The following is a 20,769-nucleotide window of genomic DNA, read 5'->3' on the forward strand; positions in this document are numbered from 1 at the left end:
TACACTGGCGACGTTCTGGCCTCGTGGCTGGCATATCGAGAGGTGCTTAAAAACATCCAATACTGCGATCGCGAGCAAAAAAATGCCGGCGCAGGCGCGCCGGCATGGACTTGAGGGCATGCGCTTACAGATCGCAGCTGATGATCACGTTCTGGTCGTACTTCCACATGTCGCCGGAGGCGTAATCGGTCGTTGAGCCGAAAAAGCCACCAAGGATGATGTTCAACCAGAAAACGCCACTGGTTTCGCTCTTCACGGTGGTGACCGGGGCGCAGCCTTCCGTGGTTGACTTGATATCGAGTGCCGCTTTAGCGCGTTGCACGGTCACGGGGACGGGGCCCTTGAATGGAATGCCGTTGATCGTCCCTTCGACCGGCTTCCCGTTCGATGCGGACACGTTGATGATCTGACCACTGTCATTGATGATCGTCGCGCAGCTGGTGACACCCAGCAACGCAATCGCAAACAGCGGTGCACGCAACATGTTTGAGTTCAAGATGGTTTCCCTTTGGTTTGTTAAGTTTTTATGATTCGAATAAAACTGGGCCCTCCCCCAAGCAACCCAGCTTCGAGCTGCGCCGCGACGGTGAGCCCTAGTCGCCACGATAAGTCGGCGGCCGGAAAAATGAAGCCAAACTACGGCTATTCATTGTGCGGAAGATCACATCTGTATCGACGTACGTTATTCAGGAATCGCCGGAGGGGGAGGTCGCACCATTGCCACACCCGACTGACGACACGCTGTTGATCGGCAAAGCCGCCATCACTGGTTTTAAGGCCCTCTATCGAGACCGTACCTGGACAAGAAGTCTGGCGTGATGCCGATGCTGCCGATGCCGAAGGGGGCGGGCAGGCAACGCACTTGGAAGGCTGTTGAAGCTATCGCTCGATGCGCCCGACTTAAGGAAGCCGTTGTCTGGATCAATGCGCGGTTCGGTCGCAGGACAGCCGGTCTAGCAGGTGCCGGGCTCGCCAAACGGTGGGCAATGCGGTCAGAGATCGGACCACGGCATATACGACGTGATGGGAAGAGCTGTCACTGGTTCGGCAGGCTGCTGCTGCCACTGTGAGCAATTTAATCAGACGGCTTGCAGGAAGCTTGAGCAGCGATCAAACGAACGGATGTGGTCATGTTGTTTCATTCCGGGCTCATACGAAAAAGCCCCGCAGCTTTCACAAGCTGCGGGGCTTTCTTGACTGCGATGCTTCAGCGAACGTCGTAGCTGAACGTCACGCCAACGATGCGCGGCTGGCCGGCGTAGGCGAAGGCCGTGTCTCCGAGGTTGACCACGGAGGCGCGGTAGAACTCGTTGGTCAGGTTGCGGACGAAGGCGGTGACCTGCCATTGCTGGCCGGGTGCGGAGAAGCCGAGGCGCAGGTCGATGATCTGGTGTTCGTTGAGCTTGAATACCGGATCGCCTTCCAGGGTCGAGTTGGTTTCGCCGGTGTGGGTCCAGACCACGCCGGGCGAGACGTTCAGCGAGTTATCGATGGTGAACGTGTAGTTGGCCAGCAGGCTGCCCTGCAGATGCGGCGCGTAGTTGAACGGCCGGCCGGCGAAATCGAAGTCGTCGCCGGTGGCGGTCTGGCCGACGAATTCGATGACCTTGGTGCGGACATAGGAACCGAGCGCCGTCAGGTTCAGGTTCTTGATCGGCAGCCAGGTGGCGGTGATTTCACCGCCTTCGACGCGCGACTTCGGCACGTTCTGCAGATACTGCAGATTGCCGAAGATCGGGTCGCTGAAATAGGTCAGCAGCTGCTTGTTCTTGTAGTCGTAATAGAACGCGGCGGTGTTGATCTGCACGCGGTTGTCGAACAGGCCGAGCTTGGCGCCGACTTCATAGGCATCGAGCCGTTCCTGGACCACCGGTGCCAGGCTGGCCTGATCAACCGAGAACACGGTCGGGAAGCCGCCGGACTTGAAGCCGCGCGTGTACGAGCCGTAGAACAAGGTGTCCTTGATCGGCGTCCAGCTGAGCACGCCGCGATAGGAGATGTTGTCCTGCTTCAGATGATCGCTGTAGAGGCCTGCGTTGCCGTCGGCATCGACGCTGCCGCATTCTCCGGGGCGGACGATGGAGCTGCCGCCGCGGGCGAGGCTGGCGACGGTGAACAGCGTCGATAGTGGAATGATCGAATCGTTGTCGACGTTCTCGAAAGTGCAGCCGCTGTAGGCCTGCGCTTCACGCGAGTAGCGGACGCCGGCGGTGAGCTTCAGCGTTTCGATGAACTCCCAGGACGCATCGGCGAAAGCGCCGTTGGAACGGATCTGGCCATCGCCGCGTGCCGAGCCGCGGTTCAGTACCAGCGGCGTGAACAGCGGTGGCGTGGAGCCGTAGAGCGGGAAATTCAGGCTGTTTTCCGAACCGCGACCTTCGCTGACGATGCCGTATTCGTCGTAATTGGAGTTGACGCCGACCAGCCAGTCGGCGCTGCTGCCGATGGTGCCTTCCAGTCGCACTTCACCGGAGACCGTGCGGATGTTGCCGGTGAGGAACTGGTCGATGTTTTCCAGATTGGTGCCGCCCTGTGGCAGCGCCGAGCCATCGGAACGCACCTGCGAGTAGGCGAACAGGCCGATCAGCTTCAGGTTCTCGTTGATGTTCCACTGCGGCCGCAGGGTGGCGTTCCAGAAATTGTCGTTGAGGCCGAAGCCGCCATCGGGATTCCAGTCGGCGACCTTGTTGCTGTTGTTGTTCGGGATCAGCGGGTAATCGCGCAGGCGTGGCGAGATCGACGCATTGCCGGGTACCAACGGGTTCTGTGGTCGGATGTCGACTGCGTACGGTGCCTGCGGCTCGCTCTTGTCGATCCAGCCGGACACCGCCAGGCGGACCGACACATCCTCGATCACATCCCAGTCGGCGATGCCGCGCGCAGCACGCTTGGAGATCTTGCCGAGCCGGTCATCCGGCCGCGTGTTGCTGGTCTGCCAGCCGGTCTGTGATTCGCTCAGAGAACCGGCAAGGCGGACCCGCAGGTTGTCGGTGATCGGGCCGCTGACGAAGCCTTCGGTATCGAATCGGCCGTAGCTGCCGCCGGTCGCTTCGATGCCGGCCGCGAAGTCCTTGGTCGGCTTGTTGGCGATGTAGTTGATGGTGCCGCCGGTGGAGTTGCGGCCGTACAGGGTGCCCTGCGGCCCCTTCAGCACTTCCACGCGACGCAGATCGAGATTCGGGCCCTTGGTCATTACCGGATAGGGCAGGGCGACTTCGTCGAGATAGACGCCGACGGTCGACTGGTTGGCAAAGCTGGAATCGGCGAAGCCGACGCCGCGCAAGGTGTAGATCGGCGTGTTGAAGCCGGAATCCGCCGCCGTGAAGCCGGCTACCAGCTTCGACAGCTCACGGGTATCGCGCACGCCGACCGCTTTCAGATCTTCGCCACCATAGGCACTGATCGAAGCCGGGATGTCATCGATGTAGCCGTTGCGGCGAGTGGCGGTGACCACGATCTCTTCGATACGGGCAACGTCCGGCGCGACGGTGGTCGGGCTTGCCGTTGCGGTCACGGCCGGGACTGGTTCTGCAGCGGGTGCTGCATCAGCTGCATCCGCTGCCGGAGTGGCAATGACCGGCTCTTGGGCCAGCGCTGGGGTCCAGGGAGCAACGAAGCTGCCAAGCGTGGCAGCGGAAACAAGGGTTCGAATGTTCATCGCGTTTTAACGTTGCTGGAGTTTGGGAATGCGTTCCTGCACGAGACGGCGGCGCGTCTCGGCATCGGGCACAGCGGCAACCGCCTCGACCAGTTCGCGGGTCAGGTGCGGCGCGAAGCGCTGGATGAAATCGAACATGTAGCCGCGCAGGAACATGCCCTGACGGAAGCCGATGTGCGTGGTGCTCGGCTCGAACAGATGATCGACCGGCAGGCTGACCAGATCGGCATCGAGCGTTTCGTCATGCGACATCGAAGCGACGATGCCGATGCCCAAGCCCAGGCGGACGTAGGTCTTGATGACGTCGGCATCGACCGCCGTCAGCACCACGTCGGGCTTCAGGCCCTGCGCGGCAAAGGCCTGATCGAGCTTCGAGCGGCCGGTGAAGCCGAAGGTGTAGGTGATCACCGGATGCTCGGCGATCGCTTCCAGGGTCAGCTCCTGCGGCTGGGCGCGGTAGCGCAGCGCCAGCGCATGGGTCGGCGGTACCAGGATGCTGCGGTTCCAGTGGTAGCAGGGCAGCATCACCAGCTCATCGAAATGCTCAAGCGCTTCGGTGGCGATGGCGAAATCGGCGGTGCCTTCGACGGCCATCTTGGCGATCTGCGGCGGGCTACCCTGATGCAGATGCAGGGCCACCTGCGACCAGGCCTGGCGAAAGCCGCTGATCACTGGCGGCAGCGCATAGCGCGCCTGCGTATGCGTGGTGGCGACACTCAGATCACCGCGATCGGCAGTGCGGAACTCGGCGGCGATGTTGCGGATGTTGTCGGCTTCCAGCAGCAGGCGCGCCGTGTACTCGAGGATGCGCTTGCCGGCCGGCGTGATCTCGGAGATGTGCTTGCCATTGCGCACGAAGATGTCGACGCCCAGCTCGTCTTCGAGCAAGCGCACCTGTTTCGACACGCCCGGCTGCGAAGTGAACAAGGCATCGGCGGCGGCGGTGACGCTCAGACCGCGCTTGGAGATTTCCTGCACGTAATGCAGTTGACGGAGTTTCATGACGCTTCCCTTGATTCTTGATCGTTATGGTTTTTCAGCAGGGCTTGCTTGCCCTTCAGCAGAACGTCGATTTCTCGTTCAGCAGAACGAGGCCTCGGTCGCGCGATAGACGCCGTCATGGCCGGCCAGCGACAGCAGGCTGCGATCGACCCAGCGCGTATTGCTGAGCCACAAGCCGTTCCAGTCGTAGCCATCGGCGCGATGCAGCAGCTCGATGCGGCCTTCGGCTTCATCGAGAAAGACGATGCGGTTCTGCGGCCCCAGCCAGGCATCGAGGATGTGGCGGAAGGCGCGGTCGTAGATCAGCTTCCGCCGGCTGCTCAGGAACGGCGCCAGGTAGTCGTGCACCAGATGCCAGGTGTCCGAGCGCCCCGCCTGCCGGATCTCGACCTTCGCGGTGCCGTTGTGCATCAGGTAAAGACCGGGCGCGATCTTGAACGGATGCAGGTTCTCGACATGCGAAGAACCGCGCGTGCGCCGCCGGAAGTGGAACGCGCAGTTGAGCCCGGCGAATTCCTCGGCCAGCCGGGTAGCGAGCGCCACGTCGGCATTGGCGCTGCGCTCGATGCGTAGCTTGCCGAAGGCATCGAAACCCATGAAGCCGAAGCCGTCCGGGTTGTACTCGGCAGCCGAGCGCAGCAGCTCGATGGGCGTCGTATGTTCTTCAGGCTGGTGGATGATCAGGCACATGGGCGCGGTGCTCGTTGACGAGGGAAGAAGGCCGGTGAAGACGGACTCAGATCTTCGCGAGCATCACTTCGGTAGCCTTGAACACGGCCAGCACTTCGGTGCCGACTTGCAGGTTCAGGCTCTTGATCGAACGGGTGGTGACGATCGAGGTGACGATGCCGGACTCGGTCTCGACATCGACTTCGGACACCACCGGGCCGAGCACGATCTCGACGATTCGGCCGGGGATTTGGTTTCTGCTGTTGATCGCGTGGATGACCATGACTCGCTCCTGAAACGCGGTGGTTGATAACGGAACGAGACTGTACGGGGCGATTGATATTCAATAAAGAAATATAAAGGAATTTTTATATATCAATTTATGGAATAAGGGGCGACGAAAAACGCCCGGGCGAGATTTCGCGCCGGGCGTCGTTGTTCACAGTCAGCAGAAGTGCCGCAGCCTTCCCCGAATCTTCGGAAGGCGGCAGCCGGCAGCTTCTAGCCCGCCTGCAGCACCGCCAGCAGTGGCTCGTTCGCGGATTCGCGACGCGAAGGCTGGGCGGCGTCGATGACGCTCAGCAGATGCCGCGCCAGGTTCTGCGCCTGGCCACGGATTTCCGGCACGGCGGTGGTTTCCCAGAGCTCGCCCTTGCGGGTCGGGCCCAGGGTGAAGACGCGGGCCGACACACCGCCATCACGCTCGACCAGACCGCCGGCAGCGTCGGTTTCCAGGCCGAGGCCCAAGGTGTCGACCGTCGCCAGCCCCTGCTCGCGCAGCGACTGCAGCAGCGGATGGTTCAGGCGCCGGTAGTTGCTGTCCGGGCCGGTGCAGTTGACGACTCTCTGCACGGTACGGGTGATCGTCTGCTTGCCGCCGCGGGTGCGCAGTTGCACGTCGACGGCATCGCCGTTGTCCGCGTAGCTGATCGGACGAGCGGCCAGCACTTCGAGCTGACCGCGCTGGGTCAGCCGGTTGACGGTCTCGACGATACGCGGCGCCGCACGATGGCGGTGGATATCCCAATAGGTGCGGGCATGGCGCAGGAAGCGCAGCTGCTCCGGGCGCGACAGACTCTGCCACAGGCGCTGGCCGTGCGGCCGCAGCGCATCCATCACCGAGCGCCAGTCGCCGCCTTCAGCGATCACCGCATCGATCTCGTGGCGGATCACGCGCATCAACTGGCGCACCGTCGGCGGGACCGCGAACAGATCGAAGCTCAGCACATGCCGTGGCGCAACCGCATGTGCACGCGGCAGCAAGCCGCGCCGCGAGACGACGTGGATCGGCCCGCGATGGCCGCGCTCATGCAGCGCGGCAAGCCAGTCCAAGGTGGTCAGGCCGGAGCCGATCAGCAGCACGGCATCGTCGTGACGCACCGAGATCAGACCATGCGTGGACCATGCGTGGCTCTGGTACAGCGGGCTCGAATAGAAGGACGGATCGTCAGCCGGCGGATCAGCCGGGCCGGGGTTGCCCATCGCCAGCACCACACGCTGGGCGGTGATCGGGTTGCCCTTGGCCAGCCGCAGGCGGATTTCACGCTCGCTGGCAGCAACGCCGAGCACTTCGTCATGCACCAGTTCCAGGCGCACGTCGCGGCGCGAGGTGGCGGCGGCTTCGGCGAGGATCGAACGCAGGTAGACGCCATACAGGCGACGCGGCAGAAACGCGGCCGGGTTGACCAGCGCTTCGTCGCCGCGATGTTCGGCGAGCCATTTCAGGAAGTGCGAGGGCTGATCGGGAAACGCGCTCATGCCTTCGGCGCGCACGTTGAGCAGATGGCAGTCCGGCTGCTCGCGATAGGCGACACCAAGACCGGCCGCGTCGGCGCGTTCGATCAGGATGACTCGCAGCGGGCCCGTCGCTTCGCGTAGCAGATTGACGGCGACCATCGTGCCGCTGAAGCCGGCCCCGATGATGGCAACTGCTGGACAGCGTGCGTCAGTGTTCGAGGTCGACATGGGATTCCAATCTGCAGATGAGGAAGTATGCGAGGCCGCTTGTTATATCGGTATGACCTAATAATTAAATGTTACCGCTAGCCACCGACGATCGAGTTATATCGAGTCAGTCTGATGCGCGAAAAATGATGGGTAGCTCGTGCGACCAGGCCGTCCACCAATAATTGCATAAGCAGGTTTCGCGCCGGAATAAGGCCTTGCGGTTATCCGATGACAGTCAGTCCGCGGCCGCTCGTTGGTGGTGCGCCTGCCACCGGAAACGACAAAGGGCGGCGACCTTGCGGTCGCCGCCCTTTGCTCAGGACCACCCGGCATCGAGGCCGGCGATCAAGACTTCAGCAATGGCCGATCAGGCCACCGCGTCCTTCAGCTTCTTCAGCGGACGCACGCGGATCTTCAGCGAGGCCGGCTTGGCGGCGAAGGTCTGCTCCTGGCCGGTGAAGCGGTTGATGCCCTTGCGCTTCGGCTTGGCCGGAACCTTGACCGCCGAGATCTTCAGGTAGCCCGGCAGCACGAACGAGCCTGCGCCCTTCTTGCTGACCGACGAGGCGATCGCGCCTTCCAGCGCTTCCAGCACCTTCTTGACGCCCTTCGCTTCGATGCCGCTATGGGTGACGAGGTGGGCGATCAGCCCGGTCTTGTTCAGCGTTTCCTTGATCGGCTTCAGCGCTGCCGGTTCGGCAGCCTTCGGCTTGGCGGCGGCCTTGGTTGCGGCCGGCTTGGCAGCGGCCTTGGTCGGGGCGGTCTTGGTCGTGGTCTTCGAGGCTACTTTGGCCATGGGGCTCCTGATGTCTTTAGATGTGATTGTGTGATTGCGCCAGTGCTGCAAGCTTGTTGCAAGCCCGCGACTACCGCCGGCACGCGAGTATAGGTGCTTGCGCGGCGAATTCCTCATTCTGCTTGTCGGCGTAGCTTATCCGTTGATCGCAGACTTACCGAGGACGCCCAGCATCAAGCCGCAGCGCGCTTCGGTCAACGGAGTGCGAACCCCGGCCAAATGGCTGGGGCGAGCCGACATCAGACCCGCCACAATCCAGCTTTGAAGATGGGCTGTGATGGCGCGCAAGCCCTGCAGCAAGCTTGTACAGGCCCATCAACGCTTGGATCTCTCTCGAACCGAACCTCACGAACTCATGCTGACTGAAGAACAAAGACTGGTCGACGACGCCGCACGCCGCTACTCGCGCGAAGTGCTGGCTCCAGGCGCTGCCGCGCGCGAAAAGGCGCTGGCGATCGAGCCGGCGGTATTCGAAGGCCTGGCCAGCATCGGCCTGCTCGGCATGACCGTGTCGCCGGACTGGGACGGCGCCGGCGCCGATTACGTCTCGTATGCGCTGGCGCTGATGGCCGTGGCCGAAGGCGATGGCGCGGTATCGACGGTGATGTCGGTCCACAACGCGCCGTTCTGCGCGATCCTCGAGCGCTATGGCTCGGACGCGCAAAAAGCCGACGTGCTGCGCCCGGCCGCGCGCGGCGAGTTCATCGGCGCGTTTGCGCTGACCGAAAGCCAGGCCGGGTCCGATGCCTCTGCGTTGCGCACGCGCGCCGTGCGTCATGGCGATCGCTACGTCATCAACGGCGCCAAGCAGTTCATCACCAGCGGCAAGATCGGCCGCTACACGATCGTCTTCGCGGTCACCGATCCGGCCAATCCCAAGCGCGGCATCTCGGCGTTCCTGGTACCGACAGACACCAGCGGCTACAGCGTGTCGAAGATCGAGCACAAGCTTGGCCAGAAGGCTTCCGACACCTGCAGCCTGCAGTTCGATGATCTGGAAGTGCCGCTCGGCGCGATGATCGGCGGCGAAGGCGAGGGCTACAGGATCGCGCTGTCGAGCCTGGAATCAGGCCGCATCGGCATCGCTGCGCAGAGCGTCGGCATGGCGCAGTCCGCACTTGAAGCGGCGATCCGCTACGCCGGCGAACGCACCTCGTTCGGCAAGCGTCTGGTCGATCATCAGGCGGTCAGCTTCCGCCTCGTCGATGCCAAGACCCGCCTCGAAGCGGCACGCCAGCTGGTGCTGTCGGCAGCGCGGATGAAGGACGCCGGCGTGCCCTGTCTGGAACAGGCCTGCATGGCCAAGCTGTTCGCTTCAGAAACGGCAGAAGCGGTCTGCTCGGTGGCAATCCAGACCTTCGGCGGCTACGGCTATGTCGAGGATTTCCCGGTCGAGCGCATCTATCGCGATGTCCGCGTCTGCCAGATCTACGAAGGCACTTCGGACATCCAGAAAATCATCATTGGGCGCAGCCTGTCGGCTGCTTGAGGATCATCGGCTGTAGCTTGACCGCCTGAAGGCTCAGCGCAGCGAAACCGGCGTCTCGCTGCGATCGAAGCCATAGAGCACGCTGATCACCAGCAGCGCTGCCGGCGGGCCGGCGTAGGGATGCAGGGCCGCGGCCAGGATCGGTGCGACCAGCACCAGATAGCGCAGGCCCCAGCTGTACAGCACGCCACCGCGCCGCACGCAGACTCGTCCGGCATCGTTCCAGCGCTGCCGGGCCGGTGATTCGCTGGGCATGCCGATGATGAAACCGGCGTGGTTGTAATAACGCACGGCCATCGCCGAGCAGACCAGTGACGCGAACAGCAAGCTCAGCAGGACCAGCTCGAGCATCAGGCTGGGCGTGATCAGGACCAGGCCATCCGGGTCGTTGAAACGGGCGTGCAGTGACGGCGCCGCGAGGCTCACCGTGGCCACCAGGCCGAGCACGGCGGTCGAGGCGGTCATCGTTGCCGACATCAGCGAGTTGCGCAGCGTCTGCACGGCGAGCAGTTCCGAACCCGGATGGCCGGATACGGCGGCGAACCATTCCTCGCGCAGCCGCGTGTGCGAGGTGCGGGCAACGCGCTCCGGCGTGCGCCAGCGCATCAGCGCCTGCACGGCTTCGTAAGCGACCAGCACCGCGATCGTCGCCAGTGCCGCGATCCAGGTGTGCGAGTTATTCATCGTGGTGAGCGGTGTGGTTGCGATGGCCCCGCGTCAGCCAGAACGCGAACAGGCCGGCGGTCACCATCATGATCGGGCTGTACAGCGTTGCCGGGATCGCCATCGTCGGCTGATTCAGCAGCAGCGGCGACAAGGCGATGGCGATGGCCAGTGCCGAGTTGTGGACGCCGATCTCCATGCCGATGGCGATTGCCTGCGGGCGGCCGAGGCCAAGCAGTCGCGGCAGGTTGTAGCCGATGGCCAGACTGATCAGGTTGAACAGCAGCGCAGCGCTGCCCACGCTGACCATGTGCGCGACGATGGTCTTCCAGCCGCTGACCATGATCAGCACCACCAGCAGAAGCAGGAACAGCACCGAGAACAGCTTCACCGGCGTCTCGAAGCGGATTGCCAGCGCCGGCCGGCGATTGCGCAGCAGCATGCCGATCAGCACCGGCACGATGACGATCGCCACCACCTGCCCCACCTTGGAGAACTGCAACGGCACGCTGCGTCCTTCGCCAATGAAATGCACCAGCGCGAGATTGATGATCAGCGGCAGGCTGATGATCGCCAGCACCGAGTTCACCGCCGTCAGGGTGATGTTCAGCGCCACGTCACCACGCGCCAGATGGCTGAACAGATTGGCACTGGTGCCCCCGGGTGAAGCGGCAAGCACCATCAGGCCGACGGCCAGCTCTGCTGGCAGCGCAAAGGCGAGGCACAGCCCGAAGGCGATCGCCGGCAGGATCAGCACCTGCACGACCAGCGCCACGGCAACGGCGCGCGGCTGGGTCAGCACGCGACGGAAGTCCGCCGTGGTCAGCGACAGACCGAGGCCGAGCATGATCACGGCCAGCGCGATCGGCAGATAGGTGGAAGAGATCGTCGCCAGCATTGGATCGGGAGACCGGTGAAGCAAGGGCCGCTACTGTCCCGATTGCTGCGCTGCGCTGTAAAGCGAGGGACAGCCCGAAGACCAAGCTTAGAACGTGAACTCGGTGACCTTGTAGCCGGCGTTGCTCGGAATCCGCAGCGTCCGCTTGCCTTGAGCGCTTTCAACGCCAGGGGTCTGCTCGACGACTTCCGGCAGCACCATCACCGGCGGCTGCTTGCGGGCCGCGGCCAAGGCGCCAGCAACGGTGGTCTGCTCGCCGAGCTTCTCGACGTTCAGCAAGGTGGCCGGCACCAGCGTACGAGTCCCCGCCGCAGCCTCGGCGATCACCGCCGCCGGGCGCAGCCAGACCGAGTCGACCATCTCCCGGCCGTCATGACCCGCCACCTGTTCGGACGGCGCCACGGCGAGGAAGAAATAAGTGTCGAAACGCTTGGGCATGAAGGTCGGCGTGACCCAGTGCGCGAACGGCACCAGTGCTTCGCAGGCCAGTTCCAAGCCTTCGCTTTCGAGCATCTCGACGATGCCGATCGCACCGGAGTCGAGCGGCTTGCGGTAGCGATCCAGCGCAGCTAGCGCCTCAGCGTCAATGAGCTTGGACGCGCCACGCTTGCGCGCCAGCAGCACGCCGCTTTCCTCGAACGCTTCGCGGATCGCCGCGACTCTCAACGCCAGCTGCTCGGTCGACAGACCGTCGATGCCCGAGCACAGCTGGGTGAGCCGCGGATCGCTATCGCCGGCCGCGAGCTTGCCGCCCGGAAACACCAGCGCGCCAGAGGCGAAATCGATCTGCTGATGGCGCACCACCATGAAGACTTCCATCTGCGCGTCGACCTTCGCTTCGACAGCGGCGGGATCGTCGCGCAGCAGCAGGATGGTCGCCGCGAGGCGGGCAGGGGCGATGGCGGGTGTGTCGGACATGTCTGCTTCCGGAACGAAGAAATTGGTACGGTACCCGACTATTTTCGACGATCGCAGTCTTGTCTGCCTGCTGCGGTCACATCCACGACGACCCTACCGCCATGCCGACCTCCCGTCTCGACCCTCAGGGCTTTGCCGAATCGTTCCGCCGCCGCGCCTTGCGGATGCCCGAAAGACCGGCGGTGAGCTTCGAAGGCCGGACCACGCGTTATGGCGAGATGCAGCGGCAGATCGAGCAGATGGCTGCGGTGTTCGTGCAGGGTGGCGTGCAGGCTGGCGATCGCGTCGCCTGGCTGGGCCTGAACCATGCACAGATCCTGGTCGCGCTGTTCGCCTGCGCCCGCATCGGTGCGATCTTCGCGCCGCTGAACTATCGGCTGTCGCGCACCGAGCTGGCGGACATCATCGGAGATGCCGGCGTCCACACCCTGGTTGCCGACGCGCAGCACGCGGCGCTGATCGAGCCGGCGCTGGCCGATCTGCCGGTGCAGCGACGCCTGCTACTTGGCGCCGCACAGCCAGGCTGGGAGGCGCTGGACGCGCAGCTCGCCGCGGACTTGCCGATACCCGAGGCGATCGATGGCAAGCCGGATGACGTCGTGGTGCTGATCTACACCTCCGGCACCACCGGCAAGCCCAAGGGTGTGATGCTCAGCAATCGCAACCTGTGGACCAACAATCTCAACTGGCTGCTGGCCAGCGATTACACGTCGCAGGACGTGACTCTGAACTGCGCGCCGCTGTTCCATAGCGGCGGCCTTTGCGTGGCGCTGCTGCCGACCTTGCTGATCGGCGGTCATGTCGTGCTCCAGCAGGGCTTCGAGGCCGGGCAGTTCCTGGATGCGCTGGAGCAGTACCGGGTGACCGTGAGCTTCGCGGTGCCGGCGATGATGCTGTTCGCCAGCCAGCACCCACGCTTCGCCAGTACCGATCTTTCGACGATGCGTCTGATCGTTGCTGGTGGCGCGCCGGTGCCCGAGCCGCTGCTGCGTACTTACGAGTCGCGCAACATCCCGGTTAGCCAGTGCTACGGCATGACCGAGTCCTCGACCGGCGCCACCTTCCTCGAAACCGGCCGGGCTTTACCCAAGCTCGGTTCCTGCGGCCGGCCCGGCATGCTGACCGAGGTCAAGCTGATCGACAGCGACGGCCGGACCATCACCACGCCGGGCGAGCGCGGCGAGATCTGCATGCGCGGCGGCAACATCACCCCGGGCTACTGGCAGCGGCCGGCGGAGACCGCGGCAGCGATCGATGCCGACGGATGGCTGCACAGCGGCGATGGCGCTTATTTCGATGAAGAAGGCTTCTATTACATCTGCGATCGCCTCAAGGACATGATCATCAGCGGCGGCGAGAACATCTATCCAGCCGAGATCGAAAGCCTGCTCTACGAACATCCGGCGATCGCCGAGGTCGCGGTGATCGGTGCACCCGACGCGCGCTGGGGCGAAACCGTGGTCGTGATCGCGGTGCTGAAGGCTGGACAAGCACTTGATCTGGAGACGCTGCTCGCCTTCGTCGCGCCGCGCCTGGCGCGCTACAAGCTGCCGAAGGCTCTGCACGTAATCGAGACGATGCCACGCAACCCGAACGGCAAGCTGGTCAAGACGGAGCTGCGTCGGCTCTACGCGTAGGTCGGGCCTCGTCGGACGCTCCTGGCCGCTGCGCCGTCGCCCGCGGGGCGACCTACAAACGGTTGATCGCCCACCAGGACGGCAACAAGGCCTGCACATCGGCCCGCGCGTAGCGGCGATCGACCAGCACCACGGTGCCGCGATCGCTGTGATGGCGGATCACTCGTCCTGCGGCCTGCACGACCTTGCGCAGGCCCGGATACAGATAGGCGTATTCGTAGCCGGCGCCGAACAGCGTTTCGAGCCGCGCCCGCATCGCTTCGTTGACCGGATTGATCTGAGGAATGCCGAGCGTCACCACGAAAGCGCCGATCAGCCGCGCGCCGGGCAGGTCGATGCCTTCGGAAAACACGCCGCCGAGCACCGCGAAGCCGATGCCTTGATCGGTGGCACTGAAGCGTTCGAGAAAGGCGAGGCGAGCCGGTTCGTCCATGCGCCGCTGCTGCGCCCAGACCGGCAGATCCGGATGCGTTTCGATCAACCGGGCGAGCACGCGATCGAGGTAATCGAAGCTGCTGAAGAAGGCCAGATAGTTGCCCGGCTGCTTGCGGTACTGCGCGGCGATCAGCGCGACGATCGGCGCCAGCGAAGCTTCGCGGGCATCGAAGCGGGTCGAGATGCGACTGGCGATCTGCACCGACAGTTGATCGGCCGAGAACGGCGAGGCGATGTCGAGCCAGGGCGTGTCATCGGCCAGCCCGAGCAGCTGACGGTAGTAGTCCGGCGGGTTGAGCGTCGCCGAGAACAGCACGGCGCCATGGGCTGCGGCGAAGCGTGGTCCGAGGAACGGCGCCGGCACGACGTTGCGGACGCACAAGGTCGAACCGGGTCTGGTGCTGAAGGCATCCGGTGCGTGACGACTCAGATCGACCATCGAATGCGGACCGAAACTTTCCGCCAGCCGCACCAGGCCGATCGCATCGAAGAAGAACTGCTGCAGGTCGAACGGCAGGCGTTCGCCGGTTTCGCCGAGCAGCCTGCTGGCGGCGGCGATGAAATCGGCTAGCGCGTCGATCAGCGCAGCGGGCAGGATGTCCAGCGCCTGATAGCCATCTGGTGCTTGCGCGTCAGCCGCTGGCCAGCGGCGCTGCACGCGATTCAGTGATGCGCGCAGTTCGTCGGGCGCTGCCTTGCGCGCACGCTGCAAGGCGCGTTGATCGAGCGTTGCCGAGTACATGTCGCGAGCGCGGTCGACGAGGTTGTGGGCTTCGTCGACCAGCAGGCTGATCTTCCAGTCGTTGAGCACGGTCAGGCCGTGCAGCAGCGCGTGGGCATCGAAGTAATAGTTGTAATCGCCGACCACGACATCGGCCCAGCGAACCAGCTCCTGGCTCAGGTAATACGGGCAGACGACATGCGCGGCGGCAACCGTCTGCACGCTGCGCTGATCGAGCTTCGCGCCGCTCACCGCCGCGGCGCGCGCGGCCGGCAGCCGATCGTAGAAGCCTTGCGCCAGCGGGCAGGAGGCGCCGTGGCATTCCTTGTCCGGATGCACGCAGCTCTTGTCTCGCGACACCAGTTCCAGCACGCGCAGCGTGGGCTGATCGCCCTGGATCAGCGCCAGCGCGTCCAACGCCACCTGCCGGCCGGGCGACTTCGCGGTGAGAAAGAACAGCTTGTCGATCGGCGCCCGCGTGCAGGCCTTCAACGCCGGGAACAGCGTGCCGAGCGTTTTGCCGATGCCGGTCGGCGCCTGCGCCAGCAGCGGCTGCTTGTTCAGGGTTGCCCGATACACCGCGGCGGCGAGCGCGCGCTGGCCGGCGTTGAACTCGAGGTGCGGGAACGTCAGGCCTTCGATTGCCTGATTGCGCGCCAGCCGATGCGCCTGCTGCTGGCGTGCCCAGGCCAGATAGCTCGCCGCCTGCTGCTCGAAGTACTCGAACAGCGCTGCCGCCTCATGGCTTTCGCTGATCGAGGTTTCGGTTTCGTCGTCGATACGGAAATACACCAGGCTCAGCGTGATCGATTCCAGCCCGCGTGCCCGGCACAGCAGCGCGCCGTAGACCTTCAGCTGCGCCCAGTGCAGCGCGCGATGGTTGTCGGGAATCCGCGCGCTGTCGCCGCGATGGGTCTTGATCTCTTCGAGGTCGTTGCTGGCGGCGTCATAGCCATCGGCTCGGCCGCGGACCCGCAGTTCCTCGTGCCGGCCTTCGAGGCTGACTTCGCGCTCGTAGCCGTCCGGGCGCCGCCCGGTGACGGTGGCGTGGCCGGCAATACCTTGCTGGCCGGTCGGTGCCGGCGTGAAGCGACGATCGAGATCGCCGCGCTTGGCGGTGAACTCGACCAGTTCACGCACCGGGACGATGATCGTTGCGGCATCTTGCTCGACGGTATCCAAAGGCTTCGCCGCAGCTTTCGCTCGGGGCTTCGCGGGGCGGGCTGGCTTGCCAGTTGTGGATGCGGTGGTCACGGCTGCGGCATTCTGCCGGGATGGATCGGATGGCGCGTCATTTGCTCACCCGGTCTCGCCCCCAGAATCGGAGTTCCATTCAGTGTCCAGCCTGCCCGACAAGGTTCCCGTGACAGCCCCCGAGCCTTTCATCGCGGCAGACCGGCAGATCGCCGAGTTCACGGTGCGCGCCGTGGTACTCGGCACCTTGCTCGGCATGGTTTTCGGCGCTTCCTCGCTGTATCTGGTGCTCAAGGTCGGGCTGACGGTGAGTGCCTCGATCCCGGTGGCGGTGATCGCGATCACCCTGTTCCGCCTGGTTTCGAAAGCCGGCGGCCGTGATTCGACGATCCTCGAAAACAACATCGTCCAGACCGCGGGCTCGGCCGGCGAATCGATCGCCTTTGGTCTGGGCGTGACCCTGCCGGCGATCCTGATTCTCGGCTTCGATCTCGACATCCTGAGGGTGCTGCTGGTCGGCGTGCTCGGCGGGCTGCTCGGCATCCTGATGATGATTCCGCTGCGGCGCAGCTTGATCGTCGCCCAGCACGAGACGCTGAAGTATCCGGAAGGCACCGCCTGTGCCGAAGTGCTGAAGGCGTCGGAGTTATCGAAGGGCAGCGCTGATGACAGCAGCGCCAATGCCAGCCGCGCCGGAATCATCTTCGCGGGCTTCGGCATCGGCCTGCTGTACAAGGCGCTGAACGTCGCCTTCAAGGGCTGGAAGGATGTGCCCGAGCATGTCTTCGGCGCGCCGCTGAAGGCGGGCTCGGTCAGCTGTGAGATCTCCCCCGAATTGCTTGGCGTCGGCTACATCATCGGGCCGAGGATCGCCGCACTGATGTGTGCCGGCGGCGTGCTGGCCTATCTGCTGCTGATCCCGATGATCGCCTTCTTCGGCGATGCGCTGACCGTGCCGCTGGCGCCCGGCGTCAAGCTGATCCGCGACATGAGCCCGGACGACATCCGCGGCGCCTACGTGCTGTACGTCGGCGCCGGGGCAGTGGCGGCCGGTGGCATCGTCAGTCTGATCAGGGCGATACCGATGATCTGGCTCAGCCTGCGCGACGCGCTGCGGAGCTTCGGCGGCGCAGGTGTCGGCCAGAACAGCATGCGCAGCAAGCGCACCGATCAGGACATTCCGATGAAGTGGGTGCTGATCGGCTCGCTGCTGCTGGTCGTCGCCATCATGCTGGCGACACCGCTGCACATGAACCTGCTCGGCGCGCTGCTGATCCTGGTGTTCGGCTTCCTGTTCTCCACCGTGTCTTCGCAGCTGACCGGCGAGATCGGTTCGTCGAGCAATCCGATTTCCGGCATGACCGTGGCGACCCTGCTGTTCACCTGCCTGATCTTCCTGCTGGTCGGCTGGACCGGCGGGCCGTACTACGTCACAGCACTTTCGGTCGGCGCGATCGTCTGCATTGCCTCCAGCAACGCCGGCACCACCTCGCAGGATCTGAAGACCGGCTATCTGGTCGGCGGCACGCCGCGCCTGCAGCAGTACGCGATCCTGTTCGGCGCGCTCGCTTCGGCGCTGATGCTCGGGCCGATCCTGATCAAGCTCAACGATGCCGCTACCGTCTACGTGCCGATCGCGCAGGTGGCGCCGGGCTTGAGCACCGATGCTGCGCCGCTCACCGAGACCGCGACCCTGCAGGGCCCTCAGGCGGCTCAGGATGCGCACCGCTATCGGGTCTGGCACAAGACCGATCTCGCCGGCGGCCCGGCCGGGAAGTATCTGGTCGATGATCAGGGCAAGGTCGTCTACCTGGTCGATCCGGGCATCAACGGCAGCTACAAGCAGCGGCCGGATGGCAGCGAAGTGCGCAAGTACGATGCGCCCAAGGCGGTGCTGATGTCCTACATCATCAAGGGCATTCTCGATCGGCAGCTGCCCTGGGCGCTGGTGCTGTTCGGGGTGATGATTGCGCTGGTGCTGGAAATGTCCGGCGTGCCGTCTCTGGCGTTCGCGGTCGGCGTCTATCTGCCGCTGTCATCGTCGATGCCGATCTTCGTCGGCGGCATGGTGCGCTGGGCAGTCGATCGCCGCCGCAACCGGCAGGCCGAACACCGCAACGCCACGGCCGACGAACGGAATGCGGCCGGGGATCGCAGTCCGGGTGTGCTGATGGCCTCCGGTTACATCGCCGGGGGTGCGCTGGCCGGCATCATCATCGCCTTCACCGCCGGCGTGCTGAGCGACTTCGATAGCTTCATCACCGACTGGTCGACGTCCCACAATCCGTTCTTCGAAGGCGCAAACGCAGACCTGTTTTCGGTGCTGCCGTATGCCTTGCTGATCGTGGTGTTGTATTGGGCGGGCAGGGAGGCTGTCAGGCCGCCGCCGAAAGCCTGACTCAAGTGTGTTCCCTCGGCGCTGGTCAAGAACGATAAGTGCGCATCCGCCTTGGGTCTGCTGTTCTGCACTGCGATAATGTCGTTGCTCGCGGCCCTGCCGCTCGATCTCCACGGACCAAGACTCGCCTCACGATGAACAACATCCTCATGCGCAATCGTTTGCTGAAACTGGCCTTGTCGAAGCTGGCCCTCGTCGGTCTTGTCGCGTTCGGCGTCGGCTGCCAGCGCAATACCTCCGCTCCGGCAGCCGAACCGGCAGCGGCGGCCGAGTCGAAAATAGTCGACACCGCACGCATCGCCGCAGGTGACAGCGAGCCCGGCAACTGGTTGAGCACCGGCCGCACCTACAACGAGCAGCGCTACAGCCCGCTGGAGAAGGTCAACGCCGGCAACGTCGCCAAGCTGGGTCTGGCCTGGAGCTACAAGGTCGACATCGATCGCGGTGCGGAAGCGACACCTGTCGTCGTCGATGGCGTGATGTACACCACCGGCGCCTACAGCATCGTCTACGCGATCAACGCCAAGACCGGCGAGCAGCTGTGGAAGTACGACCCCGAGGTGCAGCGCTCGAAGTCCGGCAACGCCTGCTGCGACGTGGTCAATCGTGGTGTGGCGATCGGTCAGGGCAAGGTCTACGTCGCTGCCTTCGATGGCCGAGTCATCGCGATCAACGCCAAGGACGGCACCAAGGCCTGGGAAGTCGATGCCAAGGACGGTTCCGGTCGCACCTTCGCGCTGACCGGCGCGCCGCTGCTGGTCAAGAATCTGGTGCTGGTCGGCAGCGGCGGCGCCGAGTACAACGCCCGCGGCTACATCTCCGCGTTCGACACCGCCACCGGCAAGCTGGCCTGGCGCTTCTACACCGTGCCGGGTGATCCGGCGAAGCCGGACGAAAGCCCGGCGATCACCATGGCGCGCAAGACCTGGACCGGCCAGCAGTACTGGAAGCAGGGCGGCGGCGGCACCGTCTGGAACACCATCGCCTATGACCCGGAGACCGATCTGATCTATTTCGGCACCGGCAACGGCGTGTCCTGGAACAAGCTGGAACGCGACGAGCCGAACGGCGACAACCTGTTCATCTCGTCGATCGTCGCAGTCAAGGCCGAGACCGGCGAGTACGCCTGGCACTACCAGGAAACGCCGAACGACAACTGGGACTACGACGCCTGCGCCAACATCATCCTGGCCGACATCACCCTCGATGGCCAGCTGCGCAAGGTGCTGCTGCATGCGCCGAAGAACGGCTTCTTCTATGTCCTCGATCGCAAGGACGGCAAGCTGCTGTCGGCCGAGAAATTCGCGCCGGCCACCTGGGCCACGCACATCGATCTGAAGACCGGCCGGCCAGTGGTCGATCAGAAGGTTGCCGACTGGAGCAAGGAGGCGAAAGTCGTTGCCCCCGGCCCGTTCGGCGCGCACAACTGGCAGCCGATGTCGTTCAGCCCGAAGACCGGTCTGGTCTACATCCCGGCGCAGGAAGTGGCTTCGATGATGGCGCCGCACAAGGAGCCGAGTTTCGACAATCGCGAAGGCGTCTGGAACATCGGTGGCGATCTGCCGATCCCGGCTGATCCGAAGGTCATCGAACAGATCGCCGCGTCGCTGAAGGGCAAGCTGATTGCCTGGGATCCGGTAGCCCAGAAGCAAGTCTGGAGCCAGGCATATACCAACATCTGGAACGGCGGCACCTTGGCGACGGCTGGCAATCTGGTGTTCCAGGGCACGGCCGATGGCCGCGTCGTTGCCTACTCGGCGGACAAGGGCGAGAAGCTCTGGGAATCGCCGGCCAATTCCGGCGTCATGGCCGGGCCGATGAGCTATGAAGTCGATGGCGAGCAGTACGTCACCGTGATGGCCGGCTGGGGCGGCGTGTTCCCGCTGATCGGCGGCGCGATCTCCAACTACGCCAAGGTTCGTCCGGAAGCGCGGGTGCTGACCTTCAAGATCGGCGGCACCGCGAGCCTGCCGGCGCCGAAGAACGATGCCGTGCCCTTGCCTGAACTGCAGGAAGTGAAGGCCGACGCGAAGACGCTGGCCCGTGGCGCCGATCTGTTCATCAACAACTGCGCGCAGTGCCACGGACTCAACGCCGTCGGCGGCGGCGTCATTCCCGATCTGCGCTATCTGACGCCGGAAAAGCACGCGATCTTCGCCGGCATCGTCGCCGGCGCGAAGTCGGATCGCGGCATGCCGTCATTCGCTGGCCGCTTCAATCCGGAAGAGGTCGAAGCGATCCATCAGTACATCATCGAGCGCTCGCACGCCCTGAAACAGGCGCTCGGCAGCCCGGTTGAGGGAGCTGCCAGCGCGAAGTGAGATTGCACGTAATTGCTCTGCTG

At 64.3% G+C, this 20,769-nt stretch carries 16 protein-coding genes; 5 read left to right on the forward strand and 11 right to left on the reverse strand.

Translation table 11 applies throughout. The features are described from left to right. Positions 1-124: 124 nt before the first annotated feature. Positions 125-496 (reverse strand): hypothetical protein, encoded by a 372-nt coding sequence (locus QZY06_RS00565; protein WP_295678818.1) that lies wholly within the window; start codon positions 494-496, stop codon positions 125-127. Positions 497-833: 337 nt separating this feature from the next. Between QZY06_RS00565 and QZY06_RS22090 the strand changes: the two genes are divergently transcribed. Next, a complete protein-coding gene (locus QZY06_RS22090; protein WP_367275527.1) occupies positions 834-1,070 on the forward strand; it encodes a DUF4113 domain-containing protein in 237 nt (78 codons plus the stop codon). Positions 1,071-1,207: 137 nt separating this feature from the next. Here the strand turns inward: QZY06_RS22090 and QZY06_RS00570 are convergent, their stop codons facing one another. The 6 genes from QZY06_RS00570 to QZY06_RS00595 all read right to left on the reverse strand — a co-directional run bounded on the left by QZY06_RS00570 (position 1,208) and on the right by QZY06_RS00595 (position 8,072). Continuing rightward, entirely contained in the window at positions 1,208-3,514 is a 2,307-nt protein-coding gene (locus QZY06_RS00570) for a TonB-dependent receptor (RefSeq protein ID WP_295678821.1), read from the reverse strand. A 150-nt stretch (positions 3,515-3,664) separates the two neighbouring features. Beyond that, positions 3,665-4,660 carry an HTH-type transcriptional regulator CysB gene (gene cysB, locus QZY06_RS00575; protein ID WP_295678825.1) on the reverse strand — a complete coding sequence of 332 codons (996 nt, stop codon included), beginning with the start codon at positions 4,658-4,660 and terminating at the stop codon, positions 3,665-3,667. A gap of 78 nt (positions 4,661-4,738) precedes the next feature. Next, positions 4,739-5,350 (reverse strand): hypothetical protein, encoded by a 612-nt coding sequence (locus tag QZY06_RS00580; RefSeq protein WP_295678828.1) that lies wholly within the window; start codon positions 5,348-5,350, stop codon positions 4,739-4,741. Positions 5,351-5,396: 46 nt separating this feature from the next. Further along, positions 5,397-5,612 (reverse strand): molybdopterin-binding protein, encoded by a 216-nt coding sequence (locus QZY06_RS00585; RefSeq protein ID WP_022977384.1) that lies wholly within the window; start codon positions 5,610-5,612, stop codon positions 5,397-5,399. 218 nt (positions 5,613-5,830) lie between these two features. Beyond that, complete coding sequence (locus QZY06_RS00590) at positions 5,831-7,294, reverse strand: FAD/NAD(P)-binding protein (protein ID WP_295678832.1); 1,464 nt, start codon at positions 7,292-7,294, stop codon at positions 5,831-5,833. A gap of 349 nt (positions 7,295-7,643) precedes the next feature. After that, positions 7,644-8,072, reverse strand: a complete 429-nt coding sequence (locus QZY06_RS00595; RefSeq protein ID WP_295678835.1) for an HU family DNA-binding protein — start codon at positions 8,070-8,072, stop codon at positions 7,644-7,646. Positions 8,073-8,427: 355 nt separating this feature from the next. On the opposite strand from QZY06_RS00595, the gene QZY06_RS00600 reads away from it, so the two are divergent. After that, the gene (locus QZY06_RS00600) at positions 8,428-9,561 is read left to right on the forward strand and encodes an acyl-CoA dehydrogenase family protein (RefSeq protein ID WP_295678838.1); all 1,134 of its coding nucleotides are present in this window, start codon (positions 8,428-8,430) and stop codon (positions 9,559-9,561) included. Positions 9,562-9,594: 33 nt separating this feature from the next. On the opposite strand, the gene QZY06_RS00605 is transcribed toward QZY06_RS00600, so the two are convergent. The 3 genes from QZY06_RS00605 to QZY06_RS00615 form a co-directional block, all read right to left on the reverse strand. Next, entirely contained in the window at positions 9,595-10,245 is a 651-nt protein-coding gene (locus QZY06_RS00605; RefSeq protein ID WP_295678841.1) for a DUF599 domain-containing protein, read from the reverse strand. Then, entirely contained in the window at positions 10,238-11,122 is an 885-nt protein-coding gene (locus tag QZY06_RS00610; RefSeq protein ID WP_295678844.1) for a bile acid:sodium symporter family protein, read from the reverse strand. Before QZY06_RS00610 ends, QZY06_RS00605 begins: the two co-directional genes overlap by 8 nt. Positions 11,123-11,209: 87 nt before the next feature. Beyond that, on the reverse strand, positions 11,210-12,040 hold the full coding sequence (locus QZY06_RS00615; protein WP_295678847.1) for a hypothetical protein: 831 nt from the start codon (positions 12,038-12,040) through the stop codon (positions 11,210-11,212). A 101-nt stretch (positions 12,041-12,141) separates the two neighbouring features. Here QZY06_RS00615 and QZY06_RS00620 point away from each other — a divergent pair, with 101 nt between their 5' ends. After that, on the forward strand, positions 12,142-13,677 hold the full coding sequence (locus QZY06_RS00620; protein ID WP_295678851.1) for a long-chain fatty acid--CoA ligase: 1,536 nt from the start codon (positions 12,142-12,144) through the stop codon (positions 13,675-13,677). Positions 13,678-13,729: 52 nt separating this feature from the next. Here the strand turns inward: QZY06_RS00620 and QZY06_RS00625 are convergent, their stop codons facing one another. Beyond that, a complete protein-coding gene (locus QZY06_RS00625; RefSeq protein WP_295678854.1) occupies positions 13,730-16,015 on the reverse strand; it encodes an ATP-dependent DNA helicase in 2,286 nt (761 codons plus the stop codon). Between the two features lie 154 nt (positions 16,016-16,169). Between QZY06_RS00625 and QZY06_RS00630 the strand changes: the two genes are divergently transcribed. Both QZY06_RS00630 and QZY06_RS00635 read left to right on the forward strand, forming a co-directional pair. Further along, a complete protein-coding gene (locus tag QZY06_RS00630) occupies positions 16,170-18,425 on the forward strand; it encodes an OPT family oligopeptide transporter (protein ID WP_295678859.1) in 2,256 nt (751 codons plus the stop codon). 134 nt (positions 18,426-18,559) lie between these two features. After that, positions 18,560-20,746: a PQQ-dependent dehydrogenase, methanol/ethanol family gene (locus QZY06_RS00635; RefSeq protein ID WP_295678862.1), complete on the forward strand. Its 2,187-nt coding sequence runs from the start codon at positions 18,560-18,562 to the stop codon at positions 20,744-20,746. The last annotated feature ends 23 nt before the right edge of the window (positions 20,747-20,769 follow it).

Source organism: uncultured Nevskia sp., from assembly GCF_903885465.1.
Lineage (GTDB): Bacteria > Pseudomonadota > Gammaproteobacteria > Nevskiales > Nevskiaceae > Nevskia.

Bases quoted from the DNA above. Each gene is read 5' to 3' on its own strand.
- QZY06_RS22090 (WP_367275527.1), top strand. From the start codon at position 834: ATGCCGAAGGGGGCGGGCAGGCAACGCACTTGGAAGGCTGTTGAAGCT.
- cysB (WP_295678825.1), bottom strand. From the start codon at position 4,660: ATGAAACTCCGTCAACTGCATTACGTGCAGGAAATCTCCAAGCGCGGT.
- QZY06_RS00580 (WP_295678828.1), bottom strand. From the start codon at position 5,350: ATGTGCCTGATCATCCACCAGCCTGAAGAACATACGACGCCCATCGAG.
- QZY06_RS00585 (WP_022977384.1), bottom strand. From the start codon at position 5,612: ATGGTCATCCACGCGATCAACAGCAGAAACCAAATCCCCGGCCGAATC.
- QZY06_RS00590 (WP_295678832.1), bottom strand. From the start codon at position 7,294: ATGTCGACCTCGAACACTGACGCACGCTGTCCAGCAGTTGCCATCATC.
- QZY06_RS00595 (WP_295678835.1), bottom strand. From the start codon at position 8,072: ATGGCCAAAGTAGCCTCGAAGACCACGACCAAGACCGCCCCGACCAAG.
- QZY06_RS00600 (WP_295678838.1), top strand. From the start codon at position 8,428: ATGCTGACTGAAGAACAAAGACTGGTCGACGACGCCGCACGCCGCTAC.
- QZY06_RS00605 (WP_295678841.1), bottom strand. From the start codon at position 10,245: ATGAATAACTCGCACACCTGGATCGCGGCACTGGCGACGATCGCGGTG.
- QZY06_RS00610 (WP_295678844.1), bottom strand. From the start codon at position 11,122: ATGCTGGCGACGATCTCTTCCACCTATCTGCCGATCGCGCTGGCCGTG.
- QZY06_RS00615 (WP_295678847.1), bottom strand. From the start codon at position 12,040: ATGTCCGACACACCCGCCATCGCCCCTGCCCGCCTCGCGGCGACCATC.
- QZY06_RS00620 (WP_295678851.1), top strand. From the start codon at position 12,142: ATGCCGACCTCCCGTCTCGACCCTCAGGGCTTTGCCGAATCGTTCCGC.
- QZY06_RS00635 (WP_295678862.1), top strand. From the start codon at position 18,560: ATGAACAACATCCTCATGCGCAATCGTTTGCTGAAACTGGCCTTGTCG.